This is a genomic window from Psychroflexus maritimus, from assembly GCF_011089875.1.
In the GTDB taxonomy this organism is placed as follows: domain Bacteria; phylum Bacteroidota; class Bacteroidia; order Flavobacteriales; family Flavobacteriaceae; genus Psychroflexus; species Psychroflexus maritimus.
Map to the genome: position 1 here is coordinate 25,529 of NZ_JAANAS010000041.1, position 23,361 is coordinate 48,889.

The 23,361-nt window shown below is 33.8% G+C and carries 20 protein-coding genes; 10 read left to right on the plus strand and 10 right to left on the minus strand.

Annotated features, from left to right (window positions below; translation table 11 throughout):
• The first annotated feature begins 336 nt into the window (after positions 1–336).
• A complete protein-coding gene (locus tag G7034_RS05720; protein WP_166400009.1) occupies positions 337–1,593 on the plus strand; it encodes an NAD(P)/FAD-dependent oxidoreductase in 1,257 nt (418 codons plus the stop codon).
• Between the two features lie 320 nt (positions 1,594–1,913).
• Positions 1,914–3,083 carry an ATP-binding protein gene (locus tag G7034_RS05725; protein WP_166400010.1) on the plus strand — a complete coding sequence of 390 codons (1,170 nt, stop codon included), beginning with the start codon at positions 1,914–1,916 and terminating at the stop codon, positions 3,081–3,083.
• 109 nt (positions 3,084–3,192) lie between these two features.
• On the opposite strand, the gene G7034_RS05730 is transcribed toward G7034_RS05725, so the two are convergent.
• The 3 genes from G7034_RS05730 to rho form a co-directional block, all read right to left on the minus strand.
• Positions 3,193–3,603, minus strand: a complete 411-nt coding sequence (locus G7034_RS05730) for a PaaI family thioesterase (RefSeq protein ID WP_166400011.1) — start codon at positions 3,601–3,603, stop codon at positions 3,193–3,195.
• A gap of 107 nt (positions 3,604–3,710) precedes the next feature.
• Entirely contained in the window at positions 3,711–4,889 is a 1,179-nt protein-coding gene (locus tag G7034_RS05735; RefSeq protein ID WP_166400012.1) for a 3-hydroxyacyl-CoA dehydrogenase NAD-binding domain-containing protein, read from the minus strand.
• Positions 4,890–5,208: 319 nt separating this feature from the next.
• A complete protein-coding gene (rho, locus tag G7034_RS05740) occupies positions 5,209–6,957 on the minus strand; it encodes a transcription termination factor Rho (protein WP_166400013.1) in 1,749 nt (582 codons plus the stop codon).
• Positions 6,958–7,109: 152 nt separating this feature from the next.
• On the opposite strand from rho, the gene G7034_RS05745 reads away from it, so the two are divergent.
• Positions 7,110–7,520, plus strand: coding sequence for a DUF4293 domain-containing protein (locus tag G7034_RS05745; protein ID WP_166400014.1), 411 nt, complete (start codon positions 7,110–7,112; stop codon positions 7,518–7,520).
• Between the two features lie 286 nt (positions 7,521–7,806).
• Here G7034_RS05745 and infB read toward each other — a convergent pair whose 3' ends face one another.
• The 3 genes from infB to rimP are packed head-to-tail and all read right to left on the minus strand — an operon-like array spanning position 7,807 to position 12,325.
• Positions 7,807–10,557 (minus strand): translation initiation factor IF-2, encoded by a 2,751-nt coding sequence (infB, locus tag G7034_RS05750; protein ID WP_166400015.1) that lies wholly within the window; start codon positions 10,555–10,557, stop codon positions 7,807–7,809.
• Between the two features lie 54 nt (positions 10,558–10,611).
• On the minus strand, positions 10,612–11,844 hold the full coding sequence (nusA, locus tag G7034_RS05755; RefSeq protein ID WP_166400016.1) for a transcription termination factor NusA: 1,233 nt from the start codon (positions 11,842–11,844) through the stop codon (positions 10,612–10,614).
• Position 11,845: 1 nt separating this feature from the next.
• Positions 11,846–12,325 (minus strand): ribosome assembly cofactor RimP, encoded by a 480-nt coding sequence (rimP, locus tag G7034_RS05760; protein ID WP_166400017.1) that lies wholly within the window; start codon positions 12,323–12,325, stop codon positions 11,846–11,848.
• Positions 12,326–12,670: 345 nt separating this feature from the next.
• Between rimP and G7034_RS05765 the strand changes: the two genes are divergently transcribed.
• Both G7034_RS05765 and mce read left to right on the plus strand, forming a co-directional pair.
• Positions 12,671–13,498, plus strand: coding sequence for a universal stress protein (locus G7034_RS05765; RefSeq protein ID WP_166400018.1), 828 nt, complete (start codon positions 12,671–12,673; stop codon positions 13,496–13,498).
• A gap of 68 nt (positions 13,499–13,566) precedes the next feature.
• Positions 13,567–13,965, plus strand: coding sequence for a methylmalonyl-CoA epimerase (mce, locus tag G7034_RS05770; RefSeq protein WP_166400019.1), 399 nt, complete (start codon positions 13,567–13,569; stop codon positions 13,963–13,965).
• 32 nt (positions 13,966–13,997) lie between these two features.
• Here mce and G7034_RS05775 read toward each other — a convergent pair whose 3' ends face one another.
• From G7034_RS05775 to G7034_RS05785, 3 genes are all read right to left on the minus strand, one after another.
• The gene (locus G7034_RS05775; protein ID WP_166400020.1) at positions 13,998–14,426 is read right to left on the minus strand and encodes a TlpA family protein disulfide reductase; all 429 of its coding nucleotides are present in this window, start codon (positions 14,424–14,426) and stop codon (positions 13,998–14,000) included.
• A 243-nt stretch (positions 14,427–14,669) separates the two neighbouring features.
• Positions 14,670–15,665, minus strand: a complete 996-nt coding sequence (locus tag G7034_RS05780; protein WP_166400021.1) for an acyl transferase — start codon at positions 15,663–15,665, stop codon at positions 14,670–14,672.
• Positions 15,666–15,752: 87 nt separating this feature from the next.
• On the minus strand, positions 15,753–17,477 hold the full coding sequence (locus G7034_RS05785) for a T9SS type A sorting domain-containing protein (protein WP_166400022.1): 1,725 nt from the start codon (positions 17,475–17,477) through the stop codon (positions 15,753–15,755).
• Between the two features lie 205 nt (positions 17,478–17,682).
• Between G7034_RS05785 and G7034_RS05790 the strand changes: the two genes are divergently transcribed.
• The 5 genes from G7034_RS05790 to G7034_RS05810 all read left to right on the plus strand — a co-directional run bounded on the left by G7034_RS05790 (position 17,683) and on the right by G7034_RS05810 (position 21,296).
• Entirely contained in the window at positions 17,683–18,366 is a 684-nt protein-coding gene (locus G7034_RS05790) for a response regulator transcription factor (protein ID WP_166400023.1), read from the plus strand.
• On the plus strand, positions 18,366–19,451 hold the full coding sequence (locus tag G7034_RS05795) for a sensor histidine kinase (protein WP_166400024.1): 1,086 nt from the start codon (positions 18,366–18,368) through the stop codon (positions 19,449–19,451). The genes G7034_RS05790 and G7034_RS05795 overlap by 1 nt, the downstream gene beginning before the upstream one ends.
• 200 nt (positions 19,452–19,651) lie before the next feature.
• Complete coding sequence (gene trmB, locus G7034_RS05800) at positions 19,652–20,329, plus strand: tRNA (guanosine(46)-N7)-methyltransferase TrmB (protein WP_166400025.1); 678 nt, start codon at positions 19,652–19,654, stop codon at positions 20,327–20,329.
• 3 nt (positions 20,330–20,332) lie between these two features.
• Positions 20,333–20,953, plus strand: a complete 621-nt coding sequence (locus tag G7034_RS05805; protein ID WP_166400026.1) for a LysE family transporter — start codon at positions 20,333–20,335, stop codon at positions 20,951–20,953.
• Complete coding sequence (locus G7034_RS05810) at positions 20,946–21,296, plus strand: MGMT family protein (protein ID WP_166400027.1); 351 nt, start codon at positions 20,946–20,948, stop codon at positions 21,294–21,296. The genes G7034_RS05805 and G7034_RS05810 overlap by 8 nt, the downstream gene beginning before the upstream one ends.
• Positions 21,297–21,441: 145 nt before the next feature.
• Here the strand turns inward: G7034_RS05810 and pruA are convergent, their stop codons facing one another.
• Positions 21,442–23,070, minus strand: coding sequence for an L-glutamate gamma-semialdehyde dehydrogenase (pruA, locus tag G7034_RS05815; RefSeq protein WP_166400028.1), 1,629 nt, complete (start codon positions 23,068–23,070; stop codon positions 21,442–21,444).
• Positions 23,071–23,361: the final 291 nt, after the last annotated feature.

Sequence of the window (23,361 nt, forward strand, 5' to 3'; positions counted from 1 at the left end):
TTACTCGATTTCATTCAAATAAGAACACCTATTTATTGCGTTAATTTTAATCACGATAGCTAAGGCTATCCTTCAAAAAATTACCTTATAACTGTATATACTTATTGATTTTGACTTTATAATTATAATTCAACTCAGATTAATAGACAATTGAAAACTAAGGATTTAACATTTTAATGTAACATAAGTTACATTAAATTCAAATTTCACCACTTATATTTGATAAAAAGTTAGTTTAGCAAAACATCTACACCTATTAATTCTATAATAGACTTAATGAAAGTAGCGCTATGCACCAAGAGGCATTGCATTTAACTAACAATTAAATAATAAAAGATGAAATCAAAATTTGAAGTTTTAATCATTGGAGGAGGAACAGCAGGAATCATGACCGCCGCTCAATTACAGAAGAAAAACAAGCAATTAAGCATAGCTATAATTGATCCTGCCAACAAACATTATTACCAACCTGCATGGACACTTGTTGGAGCTGGGACTTACGATTATGAAGACACTGCCAAGCCAATGAAAGAGTTAATTCCAGAAGGAGTGACTTGGATTAAAGATTACGCAACCGAGTTTCAGCCAGAAAATAATGCTGTAGCCACGAAAGAAAATGGATTAATTACTTACAATTATTTAGTAGTTGCTCCAGGATTAGTCATGGAACCAAGTATGTTAGATGGATTAGAAGATGCCTTAGATAAAGGCGTTGTATGTAGTAATTACACAGACCCTAAGCATACGTGGGAAGTGCTTAAAAATTTTAAAGGAGGAAATGCCATATTTACTCAACCTACAACCCCAATAAAATGTGGTGGTGCACCGCAGAAAATAGCTTATTTGGCAGCCGACTATTTCAAGCAAAACAATATTGATGCAAGAGTAGTTTATGCTACACCAGGCTCTGTTTTATTTGGTGTAAAGCAAATTAGAGATACACTTACCCGAGTAGTAGAACGTTACGGAATGGTCTTCAAACCATTTTACGCGCCAAAACTGATTGATACGAAGAAAAAAATTATTACTTTTCAATATGTAGGCGATGATGAAAATCAGTGTGTCACTAACGAATCTAAAGAAATTGGTGAAAAAATTTCAGGAGTTACCAATATTGAAGTTCCTTTTGATATGCTTCACTTAGCTCCACCACAAGCAGCACCTAAATTTGTGAGAGAATCAAGTTTAGTAAATGATGCAGGCTGGTTAGATGTGAACATCAATTCATTACAACATAATACCCATAAAAATATTTTTGGATTAGGTGATGTTGCTGGGTTACCAACGGCTAAAACAGGCGCCGCAATTAGAAAGCAAGTGCCCGTTGTAGTTGATAACCTCGTGCAATTAATGAACAATCAACAAGCACAAAACGAGTCTTACAAAGGTTATTCTTCTTGTCCGCTTGTTACTGGTTTTGGCAAAATGGCATTGGCAGAATTTGATTATGAAGGTAATTTTACTCCAGACCCTAATTTGAAAAAAATGTTGGTTTTCAATTCTGCAAAAGAACATTGGAGACTATGGATGCTTAAAAAATACGGACTTCCCTACCTCTATTGGAACAAAATGATGAAAGGGCAAGACGTATAAAAATAAATTTAATAAGGTTAGAAAAGGTAATCGTATTCTAAATAAGATTGCCTTTTTTTATGGCGTATTACGCGCTTTCACTTCAAGTCCGCAATGTTTTGCCTCTATTTTTAAATGTTTTGCAAGAGCTTCCTGCCGGTCGCTTTTCAAAACAAAAAAATATAAGGCAATCCATTTTACGGGCTTTTCGTTCAATCCCTAACGCAAATCGTCAACTTAAGGATAGTTGAGTAAAAAAAATGCACTATAATAGTGCGTTTTTTGTGGTTTTATGCACTATTATAGTGCGTTTTTTGTATTTTTGCGCCAAACTATTAGAAATGAATCAATTAATTGAATATTCGACTAATCTACTTAAACAAGTTGATACTAAATTTGTAAGATATTTACACAACGAAATCAATTGGAACAATAGGTTAATTGGAATTATAGGGGCTAGAGGTGTTGGCAAAACAACCTTGGTGCTTCAATATATCAAGCAATCACTCGATGAGAAAAAGGCACTTTATGTAACAGCTGAGGACTTGTTTTTTAGTACACATACACTGATTGAGCTAGCCACTGAATTTGTCAACTATGGAGGAAAACACCTTGTTATAGATGAAATTCACAAATACGAAAAATGGTCAAAAGAATTAAAGTTAATCTACGATTTACATCCAAATTTACAAGTCATATTTACAGGCTCATCTGTTTTAGACATTAAAAAAGGGAATGCAGATTTAAGCAGAAGAGCCATTATTTACTTTATGAGGGGGTTATCATTTAGGGAATACCTAGGTTTGTTTCATCAAATTAATTTACCCGCATACAGCCTGACGGAAATACTTCAATTAAAAGCAGATTTTTCTTCTCTTGAAGCGCCTCTCCCTTATTTTACCACCTATTTGAATTCAGGATATTATCCATTTTCCTTAGAAGATGATTTTGAAATTCGTCTTCGCCAAATAATTAATCAAACCATGGAAGTTGATATTCCTTTCTTTGCTGGGATGAATATTTCGACCGCAAGAAAAATTAAGCATCTTCTAAGCATAATTGCCACAAGCGTTCCCTTTAAACCGAACTTTAGTAAAATTGCTGAAATAGTAGGAGTAAGTAGAAATAATATTGCTGATTACTTAAACTACTTAGAAGAGGCAGGACTTATCATACAAATTTCACTTCCTAAAATAGGTATAAGAAGTATTGGTAAAACCGAAAAAATCTATCTGGAAAACACCAACTTAGCTATGGCTTTAAGTGAAGATAAAACGAATATTGGAACACTTAGAGAAACATTTTTTCTCAATCAAGTTAGTGTCAAACATACGATTAGTCTGTCTGCAAAAGTTGATTTTCAAGTGGAAGACTTCCAATTTGAAATTGGAGGTAAAAACAAAAAGAAAAAACAAATTGAAAACATACCTAATTCATATATCGTGAAAGATGATATAATTAATGGTTTTGGAAATGTAATTCCGTTGTGGCATTTTGGGTTTTTATATTAGAAACCAACATCAAAAACTTTCAAATTTCCCAATTATCGCATATTCAATAAACTCAATTTGAGCTTACGTCATAAGACTTTTTCAACAGTAAGTTGCATTGCGGTTCGTACTAATCAACCTCCCACTCTTTAGAAGTACGATAAACAACACCTTTAAACAAAGCCACAAGCTCTTCGCCTCGTTTGATTTCAACCACCTGAAAACCGAGTTTGTTCTTAGATAACTCTAGTTTAGTTTCGGCGGTAATATAATCTTCTTCCTGAAGTGCTTCAATATGATTAATCGAAGTTTCTATTGATACTGCAAATTTACCGTGGGTATTTGCAGCAAACCCAAAAGCAGTATCGGCCAATGAATAGGTAATTCCTCCATGCGCTTTTTGCATGGAATTCAGCATTTCTTTTCTTATGCGAAGACCTAATTTACAATAACCAATTTTTACTTCAATAATTTCTATTCCCAACCACGAACTAAATGGGTCAAGAGAAAGCATTTTGTGCGGTATTTTTGTTGAGCTCATCTAGTTTTAATCTATTTATCTCTCTTAATTTGTGAATTCTTAAATTCAAAAAGTAAATGTAATTTTCAGATTAGTTATTTTAAAAACAAACAATCAAAGCTGTAAATTTAAATCTCAAAAACCTCTCTTTTCTCGCTCATCTTCCTCAACAACGGACTACATCGGTACCTATCTTCTCGGTATGTATCGTATAATTTATCCATTTCTTCCACACACCAATCAATGCCTTTTTCGTTAGCCCACTTCAGCAGACCTTTAGGGTAATTCACTCCTTTGGTCATGGCTAAATCAATATCTTTAGCGGTGGCAATTTTTAAAAATAAAGCATCGGCTGCTTCGTTAATAAGCATCACCAAAATCCGATTAAAAATTTTATTTCCTAAAGCTTCATCTTGAATGGGGTTTGCTTTTTCGGCTCCTTCTGCATAATTGTAGTAACCCCTACCCGATTTCCTTCCTAAATATCCTGCTTCAGCATATCGTTTTTGTGTAAATGAGGGTTTGTATCGTGGGTCAAAATAAAAAGCAGTAAACACTGTTTCAGTTACGGTATAATTCACATCATTTCCAATAAAATCCATTAATTCAAAAGGCCCCATTCTAAATTTGCCGATGCTTTTCATGGCCCAATCAATGGTGGCGAATCCTTTTTCGCCTTCGGGTAAACCCTCAAAGCCTTCTTCATAAATTCGCAATGCTTCTCCATAAAACGGACGCGCTACACGGTTTACAATAAAGCCAGGTGTATCTTTTGCTTTTACCGCCACTTTATCCCAAGACTGAATAATAGAAAAAACTTGATTAAAAACTTTTACAGAAGTTTGAACAGCTGGAATAATTTCTACCAATGGCATTAAGGGCGCAGGATTGAAAAAGTGAATTCCAATACAACGTTCAGGATTTTTTAAACAAGAGGCTATTGAAGCAATAGACAAGGAGGAAGTATTACTTGCCATAATCGCATCTTTCTTTTGAATGCCTTCCAGCTCCTGAAAAACATTTTGTTTCACCTGAAGGTTTTCTACAATAGCCTCTATGGTTAAGTCGGCGTCGTGTAAATCTTGTAAACTTTCTACATAAGAAATATTGCCTTGAATTCTTTTTTTCTCGACTTCATCAATTCGACCTTTTTCAATTAAGCGGTTTAAAATTTTATCTAATGAATTGCTTGCTTTTTCTAAAGCTTCTTTTTTAGTATCATAAAGCTTCACTTTGCAATTGGCTGTTGCTGCAACTTGAGCAATTCCGCTACCCATTGTTCCACTTCCTATAATAGCTATGTGCATAATTCTTTTTGTTTTATAGTAAACTACAACTTGTTATTGCTTAAAGCTCTTTATAAATAATAACCTCAAGCGTGATTTAGGATAATAATTATAATAATCTGAGTAACAAAGGTAAATATTTTTTGAATGCTGAGTGAACTGATTTTAATTTATAATTACTGGAAAAAACAGAACTTTTTAAATTTCATTCAATAATTAAAAATCTAAAAATAGATGGTTAAGCAACAGTTATATTGAAAACCATAAAACAAAAAACCCTTACAGAAAAGCAAGGGTTTTGATCGAAAAATCAATAAGTTATATTCTTCTAGACACAAGATTAACCATTCATAGAAATCAAAAATTCTTCGTTTGATTTTGATTGTTTAATTCTATCATTAATGAATTCCATTGCTTCAATAGGGTTCATATCGGCTAAGTAACGTCTCATAATCCACATTTTTTGTACTACATTTTCAGGCAGTAATAAATCATCACGTCTTGTACTTGATGAGTTTAGATCGATTGCAGGGAATATTCTTCGATTAGCTATTCTTCGATCTAATTGAAGTTCCATATTTCCTGTTCCTTTAAACTCTTCAAAAATGACTTCGTCCATTTTAGAACCTGTATCGGTTAATGCTGTAGCAATAATGGATAAAGAACCACCGTTTTCAATATTTCTAGCTGCTCCAAAAAAGCGTTTTGGTTTGTGCAGTGCGTTAGCATCTACCCCTCCACTCAACACCTTTCCAGAAGCCGGTTGTACGGTGTTATAAGCTCTAGCCAAGCGGGTAATAGAATCAAGTAAAATGACTACATCATGACCGCTTTCTACCAAACGCTTTGCTTTTTCAATGACAATATTAGCTACTTTTACGTGTTCATGAGCCTCTTTATCAAAAGTAGAAGCAATTACTTCACCATCTACATTTCGCTGCATATCGGTAACCTCTTCGGGACGCTCATCAATAAGCAATACAATTTGATAAACCTCAGGATGGTTGGCAGCAATTGCATTAGCTATATCTTTTAATAGCATTGTTTTACCTGTTTTAGGTTGAGAAACAATCATTCCTCGCTGCCCCTTACCAATTGGCGAAAACAAGTCCATGATACGAGTAGAAACACTTGCTCTTCGTTCAGCTAACTTAAATTTTTCTTGAGGAAAAAGAGGGGTTAAGTGTTCAAATGAAACACGATCCCTTACCACTTGAGGGTCTAATCCATTAATTTTATTTATGCGTATTAAAGGAAAATATTTTTCACCTTCTTTTGGGGGTCTAACTTGACCTAATACTGTATCACCTGTTTTTAACCCAAATAATTTTATTTGTGACTGAGATAAGTAAATGTCATCTGGAGAAGATAAGTAGTTATAATCGGAAGACCTTAAAAAACCATATCCGTCAGGCATTAATTCTAAAACGCCTTCACTTTCTATGATTGCGTCAAACTCGTAATCGGGTTTGGTATATTTATTTTTATTAATTGAAGTTGAATCTTGTTTTCTAGATTCGGGTTTAGTAGGTTTAGATTGGTCTTTACTAGATTTGTTCGTGTGTTGTTTTTTAGGTTTTACTTCTGGTTTTGAAGAAGTATTTTTCTGTTCAGGCTTTTTATCGAACCTTTTTTCTGGTTTAGTTTGTGATTTAGCCTCGTTTTTTTCTTGAGGTTTTTCAGAAGTAACTTCTTTTTTGGGGTGACTAACTTTAGGAGAATGCTTAGGACTAGGAGACTTCTGGGGTTGATCTTTAGGCTTCTGTTTTTTTGCAACAGGATCGTTTTTCTTAATGCGTTTTCGTCTTTGCTGCTTTTCCAAATTTTCTTTAGCCAAGTCATTAGAATTTTTAGGAGTTTCTTTAAATGCACCAGCAGAAGAAACAGCTTGAACTGCCTCTGATTTGGTCTCATTTTTATCTTTATTGAGAACCTCTTTAACTTTATGAGGGTTAGCTGCCTGAAAATCAAGAATTTGATAAACGAGATCTAATTTTTTTAAGCTTCTAAATTTTGGGATTCTGAGTTCTTTAGCCATTGCCTGTAACTCAGTCAATTTCATTGATTTTAATTCGATTATTTCTAACATGAATACATTAAATATTTTGTATAATAAGTATTTGATTGTTGGTTACTTAAACCCTTATGCGAAGAATTATACTGCAATTATACAACATTATTTTAATTTTACACAGCTTAATTTAAAAAATCAATTATTTTTGTACGAAATTTAGATGTAATATGATACAAAGAAAACAAAGCCTTTATTTATTGGTGGTAGTTATACTTTCTTCTTTATTACTTAGCACTTTTCCGCTATGGAAAAACGAAAGTCTAGAGGTTCAGTTTGCCTTTAATTTCGCTCCTAGTTTAATTGGTGTAAGTGCTTCAGCAGTTTTGGCATTAATAAGTATATTTCTTTTTAAAAACAGAAAGCTGCAGTTTGTTTTAGGAAGAATAAATATACTTATCAACTTTTTTATAATAGGATTTTTTGTTTACTGGTCACTAAACTTATCTGGAGAAACGCAAGTTTCAGAGAAAGGTATTGGGATGTTTGTGCCCCTTGTTTCTATCGTGTTTTTAGTATTGGCTAATAAAGCCATTAAAAAGGACGAAGATCTCGTAAAATCTGTTGACCGTTTCAGATAAAACCTATAATCTTAGTGTGTTAGTGAGAAAGCCTGAATTAATTTTCAGGCTTTTTTTTTGGCTGGAGTTTAATACCAACTTAACCATCAAATGTAACTATTTAGCTCATTCATTTCCTGCTAAATTTCCCTGTTCATTATTACCATTCTGTTCGTACAAGATGTAAACTAATCATTGTCTTATCTAGGAAAAAATAATGGTGTTTAATAATCAAATTGGTATAAAAATTAAAAAAGCCGACTTATTCCTAAGCCGACTTTTAATATAAATTCAGTTAAAATATTGACTATTTAAGCTTCTTTTTAACCTCTACTTCTTGATAAGCTTCAATGATATCTCCAATTTTGATATCGTTGTAATTCTTTATTTGCATACCACAATCATAGCCTTTAGAAACTTCTTTTACATCATCTTTAAAACGTTTAAGCGCAGTAAGAGTTCCGGTGTGTACTACAATTCCATCACGGATAATGCGAATATTCGAATTTCTATAAATCTTACCTGAAGTTACCATACAACCAGCAATGGTTCCAACTTTAGAAATTTTGAAAGTTTCTCTAATTTCTGCATTTCCTGTAATCTCTTCTTTCAATTCAGGAGAAAGCATACCTTCCATGGCATCTTTGATGTCGTTTATAGCATCATAGATAATTGAGTAAGCTCTAATATCAATCTCTTCTTTATCGGCTAATTGTCTAGCTGCACCAGCAGGTCTTACATTAAATCCAATAATTACCGCATCTGAAGCCGAAGCTAATAACACGTCAGATTCAGTAATTGCACCTACCCCTCGATGGATAATATTTACCTGTATTTCTTCGGTTGAAAGTTTTTGAAGACTGTCTGTTAAGGCTTCTACAGAACCATCAACATCAGCTTTAAGAATTACATTTAATTCTTTGAAATCACCTATAGCAATTCTTCTTCCAATTTCATCAAGGGTAATATGTTTCTTTGTTCTAACGCTTTGCTCACGTTGAAGTTGGGTTCGTTTAGAAGCAATATCTTTAGCTTCTCTTTCGTCTTCCATTACTTGGAAAGTATCTCCTGCCTGTGGGGCGCCATCTAAACCAAGAATTGAAACGGGAGTAGAAGGCCCAGCCTCTTTGATTTTCTTTCCACGCTCATCGTGCATGGCTTTTATTTTACCACTTGTAGTACCAGCTAAAATATAATCACCAATTTTCAAAGTTCCAGATTGAACTAAAATGGTAGAAACATAACCTCTACCTTTATCTAAGAAAGCTTCAACTACTGTACCTTTGGCTAGTCGGTTAGGATTTGCTTTTAGGTCTAGCAATTCAGCTTCTAGTAATACTTTTTCTAAGAGGTCTTCAACGCCATCTCCTTTTTTAGCAGAAATATCATGTGATTGAACTTTACCTCCCCAATCCTCTACAAGTAAATTCATGGCAGCCAGTTTTTCTTTAATTTTCTCTGGATTAGCTGTTGGTAAATCTACTTTGTTGATAGCAAATACAATAGGAACACCTGCAGCTTGAGCATGTGAAATGGCTTCTTTAGTTTGCGGCATTACATCGTCATCTGCAGCAATTACAATGATAGCAATATCTGTTACTTTTGCTCCTCTAGCACGCATAGCTGTAAAGGCTTCGTGACCAGGTGTATCTAAGAAAGCTATTTTCTGACCTCCTTTTAACTTCACTCCATAAGCACCAATATGCTGAGTAATTCCTCCGCTTTCGCCAGCAATCACGTTTTCTTCTCTAATAAAATCAAGTAAAGAAGTTTTACCGTGGTCAACGTGGCCCATAACAGTAACAATTGGTGCACGCGGCTCTAAGTCGTCTGGATTTTCTTCTTCAACTTCAATGTCTTCTTCAGCGTCTTCGCTTATAAATTCAACATCGTAACCAAACTCTTCTGCAACTACACTCAGTGTGTCTGCATCAAGACGTTGGTTCATTGTTACCATCATACCAAGCGACATACAAGCGGAAATGATTTTAGTTACAGAAACATCCATCATAATAGCCACTTCATTAACTGTAACGAACTCGGTTACTTTTAATGTTTTGCTTTCTTTTTCTTGTTGGTCAAGTTCTTGTTGTGTTTTTTCTTTGTGTTGCTGTCTTTTATCTTTTCTATATCGAGCAGCTTTATTTTTTCCTCCTTTACCTTGAAGTTTTTCAAGCGTTTCTCTAACTTGTTTTTGTACTTCTTCTGCAGAAGGCTCTTCTTTTACAACACGCGGTGCAGGCTTATTATTTCTTCTTCCTTTACCCGTAGGTTTGTTTTTGTCGAAAGGTCGTTTACCTGTGTTTGAAGTTCCAGGCTTATCTTTAACAATACGTTTGCGCTTACGTTTTTTGTTAGCGTTATTGTCTTTTGGTTTTTCTTTTTTCTTTTTATCGTTAAACTTACCTAAATCAATTTTATCACCAGTAAAATTTGGTCCTTTCAGTCTTTTATACTTAGTTTCTACATGACCGTTATCGGTTTCACCAGGTTCGGCTTCATTTCGTTGAGCCGGTTGATTAGGAACTTTAGTTTTTTCGATCTGAGTTATTTTTTCAGCTTCCTTTTTTTGAGGTTTATTTTCAGTCCTTTTAGCATCCGATTTAGCATCTTCTTTTTTAGGCTGAGGTTTTTGTTTTTTATTGGATTCACCAGAAGGCTTTTGAGCAAACTTATTGTTCTTTTCAAGATCAATTTTACCCACTGTTTTAGGTTTAGCCAACTCTTTCTTAGCACGGAGAATTTCTTCTTGTTTCTCACGTTCTTTTCTAGCGGCTTCCTCTTTCTCTTTTATTAGCTGAAGTTCTTTTTCACGTTGCTTTTTAAGCTCCTCCTTTTCTTTCTTTTTTTCTTCAGAAACCTCTTTAGAAGCCACCTTCTTACTTTTATCTGTTTCAAATTTATCAGATAAAAGTTGGTAAACTTCGTTAGAAATTTTTGTAGTAGGTCTAGCTTCAATTTCATGACCTTCAGCAGTTAAATATTCTACTGCTCGGTCTAATGAAATATTAAACTCTCTTAAAACCTTATTTAATCTTATTTTTTTCTCTTCAGCCATAAATTGCCAATATAATTTCGTGTCAAAAATACACAAAGAATAGTTTATGTAATACTATTCTTCAAATTCTTCTTTTAAAATTCGTACTACTTCGTAAATAGTTTCTTCTTCTAGGTCTGTTCTTCTTACTAAATCATCTACCTCTTGTTCCAAAATACTTTTAGCTGTATCTAAACCAATCTTAGTAAACTCTTTGATAATCCAGTCATCAATTTCATCTTTAAATTCAGATAATTCTACGTCATCTTCAACGCCTTCTCTAAAGACTTCAATTTCAAACCCGGTAAGTTTTCCTGCAAGTCTGATGTTATGCCCTCCTCTTCCAATAGCTTTAGAAACCTCATCGGGCTTGAGCGAAACTTCAGCGGTATTGTTTTCTTCATTAATTTTTAAGGAAGAAACTTTAGCAGGGCTTAAAGCTCTGGTTATATAAAGATGATTATTGGTTGTATAATTAATTACATCAATGTTTTCATTGCCTAATTCCCTTACAATTCCGTGAATTCTAGACCCTTTCATCCCCACACAGGCTCCAACTGGATCAATACGATCATCATAAGTATCAACAGCCACTTTGGCTTTTTCACCAGGAATTCGAACAGCATTTTGAACGGTAATTAAACCATCAAAAACCTCCGGGATTTCTTGCTCAAACAATTTAATTAAAAATTGAGGCGAAGTCCTAGAAAGTATAATATTAGGTTTATTACCTCTGAGCTCTACACTGTGAATAACCCCTCTAACGCTATCTCCTTTTCGATAAAAATCGCTAGGTATTTGGTGTTCTTTTGGGAGAACTAATTCGTTTCCATCGTCATCCACTAAAATAACCACTTTATGCCTAACATGATGAATTTCAGCAGTATAAATCTCACCTTCTAAATCTTTAAAGTACTTAAATATGTTGGTATTATCATGCTCGTGAATTTTAGAGATTAAGTTTTGACGAAGTGACAAAATAGCTCTTCTACCTAAATCAGACAATTTCACTTCTTCAGAAACATCCTCACCAACCTCAAAATCGGGTTCAATTTTTCTAGCAGCAGATAACGAAATTTCTTGGTTATCATCTTCAACTTCACCGTCATTTACTACAATTCTATTACGCCAAATTTCTAAATCACCTTTATCGGGATTTATGATTATATCAAAATTATCATCTTGTCCAAATTTTCTTTTTAAAGCACCTCTAAAAACCTCTTCTAAAATAGCCATTAAGGTTACTCTATCAATTAGCTTGTTATCTTTAAAATCTGAAAACGAATTGATTAAATCAATATTTTCCATACTATTTTTTATTAAATATTACCATCACTTTAGCTATTTCAATTTCATCGTAAGGAAGGTCTTTTGTTATATTTACGGTATGCTTTCCTTTACCAATAGGTTTTGGCTCTCTAGCTTTCCATTCTAAAGAAATAAAGTCATCATTTACCCCTACCAAATCGGCTTTAATTTGCACGCCATCTTTAAGCTTAACCTCAAGTTTTCTGCCAAGATTTTTCTTAAATTGACGCGGCAAGACCAAAGGTTCTGAAACTCCAGGTGAAGCCACCTCTACAGAAAAATCAACCTCATCACGGTCTAATTGATGTTCTATTTTTCTACTTACCGCTATACAATCCTGAATAGACACATTGTCGTCACTATCTATAATCACACGTATCTGGTGATCTGAAGTGACCTCATGTTTAATCAGAAACAGCGAAGAATTCTCCTCGAGCGCTTCGTTTAAAAATACAGTTGACTTTTCCTTTAAATTTGACATAAGTACCAAAAAAAGGGAACATAATTAGTCCCCTCCATCCTCGTTTTAATTCGGTGCAAATATAGGTATTTTATGCTAATTAAAAAACTTTATGAGATTTATATTCATAAGATTAAAAATTAAAGACAAATCATTAAACTAACTAAGATACAAAAGTTTAAACCAAATAGTTTTTCTAGAATTAAAATTATACACGTGTAAACACAAGTATCTTAATTAAGTTAATCAATCAATTCAATCAAATTTTATCGCTGAAATGACAAAAATCGTTTTTTACAAAAAACATTCTACTTATTTTTGCTAAATACTTAACAAAATTGTACATTTATAACAAATAATAACAAAATGAAAAGAATACTAGTTCCTACCGATTTTTCACCTTTAGCCGAATCGGCTCTTAAGATTGCGGCGCAGATAGCAAAGAAACATGATGGAGAAATTTTTCTTCTACACCTATTAGACCTGCCCTTAGATTTAGTAGATAAAGGAAGTTCTAGCCAAAATCTCCCTGAATCTATATTTTTTATGAAGTTAGCTCACCAACGCTTTACAGAAGCTATGGAAAAACCTTATTTAAAAGACCTAAAGATTCATGAAACAGTTGAATTTAGTGCTGCATTTGAAGGAATTATGGAGGTAAGTCAAAACAATAACTGCGACTTGATTATTATGGGGTCTCACGGAGCCGAAGGAGCGAAGGAAGTCTTTATTGGTTCTAACACAGAAAAAGTGGTTAGGTATTCTGAAATTCCTGTTTTAGTGGTCAAACACAATCAAGAAGAATTTGATGCAAAAAAGTTTGTTTATGCCACCAATCTCTCTATTGAAACAGCGAAATCATTTCAACAGGCCTTGAGTTTTGCGGAAAAGTTAAACGTTGAAATTGATGTGGTTTTCATCAATACACCTGCTAAATTTAAAACTTCAAAAGACATTGATGATCGCATTAAATCGTTTAAAAGTGCTGTAGGCGAAGGAAACTATCACGTAACTGTTCAAAGCGACAAAAACACAGAAGACGGCATTTTGAATTATGCAAGGAAAGTAAAAGCCGATGTTATAGGTATTGGTACCCATGGTAGAAAAGGATTGAGCCGCCTAATTAATGGTAGCCTTAGTGAAGATCTTGTTAATCATGCTAAACGACCTGTGGTAACATTTAAAATTAAGTAAACTTAAGCATCAAAAAATTCCTGAGCCGAAATATAAAAAATTTCGGCTTTTAATTTTAAAAAATAATAATGAGAAAAATTGAACATATTGGTATTGCCGTAAACAATATTGAAGAAGCTACTAAAACTTACGAACTTCTTTTCAATAAAAAGGCATACAAAGAAGAAGAGGTTGCTTCTGAGGGGGTTAAAACCGTTTTTTTTGAAACTGGAGAAAGTAAAATTGAACTTCTAGGAGCTACCTCTTCTTCTAGTCCAATTGCCAAGTACCTTGAAAAAAAAGGCGAAGGCATCCATCACATTGCGTTTGCTGTTGATAATATTAATAAAGAGATTAAACGTCTAGAAACGGAGGGGTTTCAATTAATCAATAAAGAAGCTAAACCGGGAGCCGACCAAAAAATAATAGCCTTTTTACACCCAAAATCTAATCATGGTGTTTTGATAGAGTTGTGTCAAGATGCGTAACTATTATTCATTTAAATTCAAAATTGAGATGACTAACTATTTTTAAACTCATCCAAAAAATACAAAATCCTGTTCTTTGCATTATGTTGAGAACCAAAAATGTGTTTGATGAGTTTTCCTTGCTGGTCAAAAAACAACCAAGTTGGCGTTCCCTCGGCCTCATAAAAATCGTACATCAGATGTTCGTTGTCTATATAAATGGGTAGCGGACTTTTTTGATGAACAAAAACCGACAATAATTCTTGCTTTGTGAATTTTTGTCCGCCTAAATTAGAATGAATTAAATTGACATTTATCCATTGATGTTTTTGGGCTATTTCCCAAGCCATAGGTATTGCCCTTCCCGTACATCCTAAACAAAATTGGTGGTAAACCAAAAAAAGGCTAAGCTGATTAGAATCAACTATTTTTGAAAGCTGTACCGGCTCATTTTCTATATTGGTTAACCTAAAATGTTCCATCTTAACTATATGCTATTTCTAAATTTATTCAACAAACCTCAATTAAATAACCTACAAGCAGGTTGATTTTCATTAACAACAAAGCCCCGCTCAGGCGAGCAAGGCTTTGAATTAACTAACCAATCTATTATGAAAAAACTTCATCCACTGCAAATATATGTACTAAGTAAGAAGTGACAAAATAAAAAGCAGAAAAAAACCTACAAAAAACACAAATTAACTTTTTTTAAACATTAATTTAAACTACATCATCATCAAATTACAACCTCTAATATCACTATGATCAAACCTACCTAGGACTTCATAAGTGTTAGATGAAATTTGTTTACCTAAATCTTGGGTAGCTACAAAAGATAAGCTACTTACGTTGGCTAAATCAATAAAATTAATCCCTCCTACTTTAGTTTCTTTTACATAACTCAAAGGATCTTCTGTATCTCTTAACATAAACTGTAAGCTAGGTGGGCATTCAAAAACGCCATTCTTTATTGCGTAAGATTGAGAAAGCATTTCAGTCATTCCATATTCACTTGCTATGCCTGATTTCCCAAAACCAAACTTTAATTGTTGGTGAAGTTCTTCTCGTATAATTTCTTTTCGTTTACCTTTCATGCCTCCTGTTTCCATAAGTATAAGATTAGACAAGTCTAGTTGATGTAATTCTTGACTATAATTTTCAGCAAATTCTAAAAGAGCAAACGAAACTCCAATTAGTAGGCATTTTTTTCCTTGCTTTGAAACAGCCATTAATGTGGCTAAAAGTTCATCGTAATTATTTAGAAAAAAACCACTCTCATTAAACTGACTTTGATTAATCATATGATTGACCATATAGATCAAAGACGACCCAGAGCGCTCTAAGTAAGAAGGCAATAAACCCAAAATAACATAATCTTGCATTGGTCCATAAAAGTGTTCAAAATTCATTTTAAAATTGGCCTCGTATTCTTCAATTTTAGGAATAAAATGCTGACTTGGTCTTGAGCTTGTGGTACCACTACTTGTAAAAACTTTAGAAAAGCTTGAAAATTTAGTGTTTTTAATTTCGTATTGCTTAAAAAGAGAAATTGGCAAAAAAGGGAGTTCGGTTAATTGACTTACATTTTCAGGAGACTTATTCAATAAGTTACAAAACTCTTGATATACAGGCACCTGATTATATTGAAACTTAAACACTTCGAGTGCAGTAAGCTCAAATCCTTTTTTATGAATTGAATCAATACAAGTAAAATAATCCAAAGTCTTGGAATGTTTAAATGAAATACAAAAATAAACAACCGCCTCTAAGTTGAAGCGGTTGTTAGATTAATTATAAAAAGAATATGATTATTTAATAATCAATTTTCTAGTTGTATTTTGATTTCCTTGTTTAAAGTTTACCATATAAACTCCCGCGTTTAAAGAGTTCACATCAAGTTTTGTTGTGCGGTTAATTTTTGTAGCAAAGACCTTTTTACCAGTAACATTGTAAATACTCACTTCAAAAGATTCTCCTGAGGGTACTTCAAGATGAACAAAGTTTGAAGCTGGATTAGGATACAAACTAAATTGTGTTTTCTCAAATCCATTGATGCTTAAAACAACGTTGATGTCTTCAGAATCTCTAGGAAAAATCTGTGCTGTTCCATTAAACTGAGAACCAACACCTCTTAATCCGTCTAATGTTCCTGTTGGAATAATTGTGCCTATGTAGTCTGCAGAAAAGAATTCAGTTCTAATTACAGAAGTATCTTGACCATCGGTAAAATCATAATTTTGACCTGTTCCAAATTCTATAGTTCCATCGGCATCAACAAAGGAAACATTTTCAAAACCTACTAAAGTAGATTCGTAAGTTTCAAAATCAGCAAGATATTGAGACAAAGTGATAATTTGAGTGGCTGGCATTTGATTACCAACTACTACTCCATTATCTGATGAAGGCACTAACTGTAAAACTCCATTAAAAACAGCAGTTTCGCCTACTAAGTTAGTAACTTGGTCACCCGCTTCATAAGCATCCTCAGCAATTACTTCAGATTGGTCATAAATCATAATTCCAGAAAAACTATCGTCTTGAAACCATTTTCTATTATTGAAACCATCTGCGTGAGACATTGTAGAAACCCCAGTAATTTCGTAAAATCTTCCTTCACCATTGGCTTCAAAATCAGCTCTTAATTCAGTAATGTTTTGAACTTGAATAATGTCAGCTACACTAAATTCGATAGTTGCAGAAGCAACTACACTTTGTCCTTCTAGTAATTCAACTTCAACAGCATAAGTTTCTCCGTTTTGAGTAGTTAAATTAAAAGGAGAAGTTACTCCTGTAGTAGTTGAACCATTTACAGTAATATCAAATTGAGCTCCATCAGGTTCGTTTTGAGTACTAAAAGAAATATCTACACTCGTGGTTCCTGGATTTAAAACTGCATTGTTAGCAGGTGAATCAATAAACACACTAGGGTCGTTATTTCCGCTACCTGGAGTATAAGTTCCTATACCTATAATAGATTCAAAAGTTGAACCACCTTGACAAGTTCCTTCACCATCCAAAGCACCATTAGAAAAAGACCAATTGCCCGCAAAAAAACCTGCATCTGGACCTGTGCTATTGTTACGCTTTGCATAACCGTCTTTATATTCCCAAACTTCACCTGTTCCATCAGTAGCTTCTTCACCATATTGATCAATTACTGTAGTTGAAGCATCCTCAATAATACGAATACGATCGTCTCCATTAAAATTTACAGCACTTGAAGTTGTTGAAAGCACATTGGAAGCCGATGGATATTCTGTAGCAAAAGAATCATCTTCTTTATGAATATAAACAAAATCATCTGTAATTACACCTAAATCAGCTAAATTTAAAGCGTTTCCCCAAGTATCATTAGCATTGGTTTGTATCTCTAACGAATAATCAGCAAAATCAACAGTTCCCTGAGCATAAATCTCAACCACTTTAGGGTTTCCTCCTGAACAATCTCCATCAGAAATCATCGTTAAAACAGGAGTTTGGCCTAATGCAAATGCACTAATAAGTAAAGTTAGCAATAAAGTAATTTTTTTCATTGTATTTGTTATTTATAATTTTGAACAAAAATACAAAAATAAAAAGGAACGTATTCGAACTGAATTTGAATTAACGATTTAATAACCCATCGCCCTATTTTTTAAAGTTTACATTAAATTTACATGTCATGCTGGTTTTAGTAATTATTTCTTAACTTTAAGCTTTAAATTAGCTTGTACATTTGCAGTGAATAATAATAGACTAATGAAGAAAAAAAACACGCTTATATTAGTGGTTGACGACGAACCAGATATCTTAGAAATTTTAAGTTATAACCTGAAAAATGAAGGCTACCAAGTAGCTTTGGCCGAAGATGGCCTTGAAGCTATTGAAAAAGCAAAAGAATTAAAACCTAATCTCATTATTTTAGATGTTATGATGCCCGAAATGGATGGCATTGAAGCATGTAGTAAAATTAGAGAAATAGATAGCTTAAAAAATACCATCATCACTTTCTTGACAGCAAGAAGCGAAGATTATTCTCAAATTGCTGGTTTTGAAGCTGGAGCAGACGACTACATCAACAAACCCATTAAACCAAAGCTACTTATAAGTAAGGTAAAATCACTGCTTAGAAGATTTAAAGAAGAACAAACTAAAAGTGAAATTTATTCGGTAGGCAACATAACTATAAACAGGTTAGAGTACAAAGTAGTTTTATCAGGTGAAGAAATGACACTTCCAAGAAAAGAATTTGAACTTTTAGCACTTTTAACTTCAGCTCCAAATAAAGTCTTTAAACGCGATGAAATTTTAGATACCGTTTGGGGAAATGATGTAGTAGTTGGAGGAAGAACAATAGATGTTCACATTAGAAAATTAAGAGAAAAAATAGGACCAGAAAAAGTACAAACCGTTAAAGGGGTTGGCTATAAGTTTAAAAACTAATGGGTACTAAACTAAAAAAAACCTACAAATTTGCTTTTTATACATCATCGCTTCTTACCTTAGTGTTAAGCGGGTTAATCGTAATTTATGAACTGGTTTTTCACACTGTTATATGGAGTTCAGTTTTAATTTATGCACTTGTTTGTTTTATAGCATCTTTCTTTATCATTCAATATAGGGTTGAACATTTTATCTACCGAAGAGTGAAATCTATTTACAATAGTGTCTCCCTTCTTGATGCAGCTTCTTTAAGGAAAGATAGTATTACTACAGATATGGCGTCGCTAAAAGCTGAAGTTGAAAAGTTTGCTCAAGACAAAAAACTAGAAATTGAAAGCCTTAAAGTTAGAGAAAACTTTAGAAAAGAATTTATGGGAAATATTTCGCATGAATTAAAAACCCCACTATTTACCGTTCAAGGCTACATTATGACGCTCCTAGACGGAGCCATTAAAGACAAAAAAGTAAGAAAAAAATACCTTAAACGGGCAAGTAAAGGCGTAGATCGATTACTTTATATTGTAAAAGACTTGGATATGATTACCAAGTTGGAAACGGGAGATATGACTTTATTTAGAGAGGATTTTAACCTTAATGAAGTAATTGAAAATGTAGTTGAACTTATTGAAATGAAGGCAACTAAAAAAAATATAGAGGTAGAAGTAATCTCTCCAGAAGACGCCGTAATGGTTTCGGCAGACCAAGAAAGAATCCAACAAGTCTTAACCAATTTAATTGTTAACTCTATTAAGTACGGAAACAGAGATGGATATATTAAAGTTTCTGTTGAAGAATTTAATGAAGATAAGTATTCGATCAAAGTACAAGACAATGGTATTGGCATTGAAGAAGAAAATTTACCTCGACTTTTTGAACGATTTTTTAGAGTTGACAAGTCAGGCTCAAGAAAAGAAGGAGGATCAGGTCTTGGATTGGCCATTGTAAAACACATTTTGGAAGCCCATGAAGAACAAATTACTGCAACTTCAAGCTTTGGGGAAGGCAGTACGTTTATCTTTACTTTACAAAAAACAAAACCAACAACAACTAAAGAAACAACAAGTAAATTAGGCCTATTCTTTTAAAGTTAACTTCACCATAAAAAACAATAAAAACTTCATTTACAAACAATGTTTATGTCTAATACACCCTAATTCAAAATAAGTCTTTATTGAAAATTTACATTAATTAATTAAACATCAATCTACACAAAAATAGGTTTTTTCAAAGCTGCTTTATCTAATTTGAAATATGTAATTTTGCCAAAAGATATAAATACATTCAAGTGGGTAGCAAAAATAAACTGAAACGTTTTAAGGAAAACGAAACTTTTGAAAACGTAGTTCAACCTAGTAGAGAGGAGATTGTCAATCAAACTTATCCATTAAAAGGAAAATGGACAAGTGAGTTTTTTAAAAATGGAAAACCTTTAATCCTAGAACTAGGTTGTGGCAAAGGCGAATATACTGTTGGTCTAGCTAAACGTTATCCTGAGTATAATTTTTTAGGGATAGACATTAAAGGAGCAAGATTTTGGCGCGGTGCAAAAACAGCACTTGAAGAAGGAATTAATAACGCTAAGTTTTTACGTACGCAAATTGAATTGGTTGATCAAATCTTTGCCCCTGGTGAAGTTCATGAAATTTGGATTACATTTCCAGACCCACAGATTAAATACCAACGCTCCAAACACCGAATGACAAATCCAGATTTTTTAAAAAAATACCATCAAATTCTAAAACCTGAAGGTGTTGTTCACCTAAAAACAGATAGCGAATACATGCATGGTTATACTTTAGGTTTACTTCAAGGCAGCGGACATGAAATTCTATACGCTCATCATGACATTTATAAAAATACTGAAGCTCCTGAAGAAATTGTAAGTATTCAAACTTTCTACGAAGCCCAATACCTTGAACAAGGAAAACCCATTACTTATACTAAATTTAGGCTAAATTATTAAGCGTTGGAAACACTGCTCCTTTTTATCACCACTTTTGCAGCCGCTTTTGCGGGGGTTTTTCCGCCGGGCTTAGTCAATATGAGTGTGGTAAAAATGAGTTTGGAACGTACACAAAAAGATGGGTTACTTATGGCGGTTGGTGCTTCAGTAACCGTCTTTTTTCAAGCTTTACTTGGAGTTGTCTTAGCTAGGTATATTTTTAAACACCCTGATGCAGAAGGAATGCTTCTACGAACAGGATTGGTTATTTTAGCCATTTTATTCGTCTTTTTTTTATTTCAAGGAAACAAGAACAAAAATGTAAAACAAATTAAAAGCGTCTCGGGATGGAGTTTTTTTAAGGGGTTGGGCGTTTCAGCTATCAACCTTTTCCCAATTCCATTTTTTATGGTATTGAGTACACTTCAGAAAAAATTACCGGGAACCTCATACACTCCAATCGCTATTTTTGTGTTTAGTTTTGCAGCTTGCTTAGGAACATTACTCATGCTTTATTTATACATTGTTTCCTTTGCTAAGTTAGACGAAAAACTTCCAAAGCTTAAAAAGTATTCTAATTTTGTGATGGCAATTTTGATGCTGATTTTAATTCTAGTTACAAGTGTAAGAATTTACTATGGGTAAGGACAAGCAAGATTTTTTTGAAAAAGTGTATGATTTGGTAAGACAAATACCTAAGGGAAAAGCAACTAGCTACGGTGCAATTGCCAAGGCATTAGGCGCTCCCAAAAGCAGTCGCGTAGTTGGCTATGCTATGAATCATTCACACACCTACGATGATGTTCCCGCGCACCGAGTAGTAAATAGAAATGGTGTACTCACTGGAAAACATCATTTTTCTGCCTCAGACGCTATGCAAAGATTACTTGAAGATGAAGGAATTAAAGTTGAAAATGACCAAATTATTAATTTTGAAAAGCATTTTTGGATTCCTCCACTAAGTACTGGAAATGATTCAGAAAATTAAAATCATTCAATAGAAACAGAATTTATACCGTTTGCAAAATATGGGGGGATGTAGGCTTTAGCCAAACTTTTTAATTATCAATAGCACAAACAAAAAACCCTGAATAAATTCAGGGTTTTTAGATCATTTAAAAAGATATAATGAATTACTCTCCCATAAATGGATATCTGTAATCTTTTGCAGGAACAAAGGTTTCTTTGATTAATCGAGGGGAAACCCATCTAAGTAAGTTTAATTTAGAACCTGCTTTATCGTTGGTTCCACTAGCTCTTGCTCCTCCAAATGGTTGTCTTCCAACAACAGCTCCAGTACATTTGTCATTAATGTAAAAGTTTCCTGCTGCGTTTTCTAGAATTTTAGTCGCTAAAGTAGCCGCGTATCTATCGGTCGAAATAATTGAACCTGTAAGCGCATAGATACTAGTTTCATTTACTAAATGAAGCGTCTCTTCATACTTTTCATCTTCATATACATAAATGGTTAAAACAGGGCCAAAAAGTTCGGTTTCCATTGTTTCGTACTTTGGATTAGTAGTAACTATTACCGTAGGCTCAACAAACCAACCTTTTGATTTATCATAATTTCCACCGGCAATAATTTCTGCATCAGAAGCGGCTTTTGCTTGGTCAATATATTTAGCTAATTTATTAAAAGAATTTTCATGAATTACTGCTGTAATAAAATTACGCATATCTTCTGGAGAACCCATTTTGAAGGATTCAATGTCTTTTACCATAAAATCTTTTACTTGATTCCAAAGACTTTTTGGAACGTAAGCTCTTGAAGCGGCCGAACATTTTTGTCCTTGAAATTCAAAAGCACCTCTAACTAAAGCTGTTGAAACTACTTTTGCATCTGCTGAAGGATGAGCAACAATGAAGTCTTTACCTCCTGTTTCTCCTACAATTCTAGGATAAGATTTATAGGTATTAATATTTTGTCCAATTTTAGCCCAAAGTCCTTTAAAGACATCCGTACTTCCAGTGTAGTGTACACCTGCAAAATCAGGATGTGCTAAAATGGTATCGGTTATCATAACAGGATCTCCAACAATCATGTTGATTACTCCTGCTGGGACTCCTGCTTCTCTAAAAACGTCCATGACAACTTTTGCTGAATACATTTGGTGGTCACTTGGTTTCCAAACACAAACATTCCCCATTAAAGCTGCACTTGAAGGTAAATTACCTGCAATAGCGGTAAAATTGAAAGGCGTTATTGCATAAACAAATCCTTCTAATGGTCGGTGTTCAACGCGGTTCCAAGCTTGCGCATCAGATTCGGGTTGTTCGTCAAAAATCTGACTCATGTATTCTACGTTAAAACGTAAAAAATCTGCAAGTTCACAAGCCGAATCAATTTCTGCTTGAAAGATATTTTTAGACTGACCTATCATGGTGGCCGCATTTAACTTTTGGCGATATGGGCCAGCAACTAAATCAGCTGCCTTTAAAAATACTGCAGCACGTTGCTCCCATGGTAAATCTGCCCAAGCTTGTCTTGCTTCTAAAGCCGTTTGAATGGCTTCATCAACATGTTTTTTTTCTGCGGTGTGATACGTACCTACTTCATGTTGATGGTCATGAGGTGGACGAATACTTTTAATATTTCCAGATTTAACTTCTTTACCATTAATAAATAGTGGAACTTCTACTTTTGAATTCCACATTTCTTTATATGTATTAAGCACTTCCTCTCTTTCTGGAGTTCCTGGTGCGTATGACTTTATTGGTTCATTAACTGCCGGTGGCACGTGAAAAAATCCTTTTCCCATAATTATAATTATTTTAAATTCGCTTCAAAGATAGCTTTTTTAAATCGACTTAAAAAAGCAATTATTTTAAGATTTTCACAAGAAATGATGAGGTAGATTTAGTCTTCGTTACAGGGAGATACCGCACTTCCCCTTCCTTTTGTCATTCCGCACGAGCGATAACGAGATGCGGAATCTTATGGATTGGAATTCTGATCATGTCTTTGGTTATACCATTTATCAATTGAAATTACCGCAATAAAACGCCCTTTTTCCCTTTCTGTTTCATTATAAAAAGAAACCATAGCTACG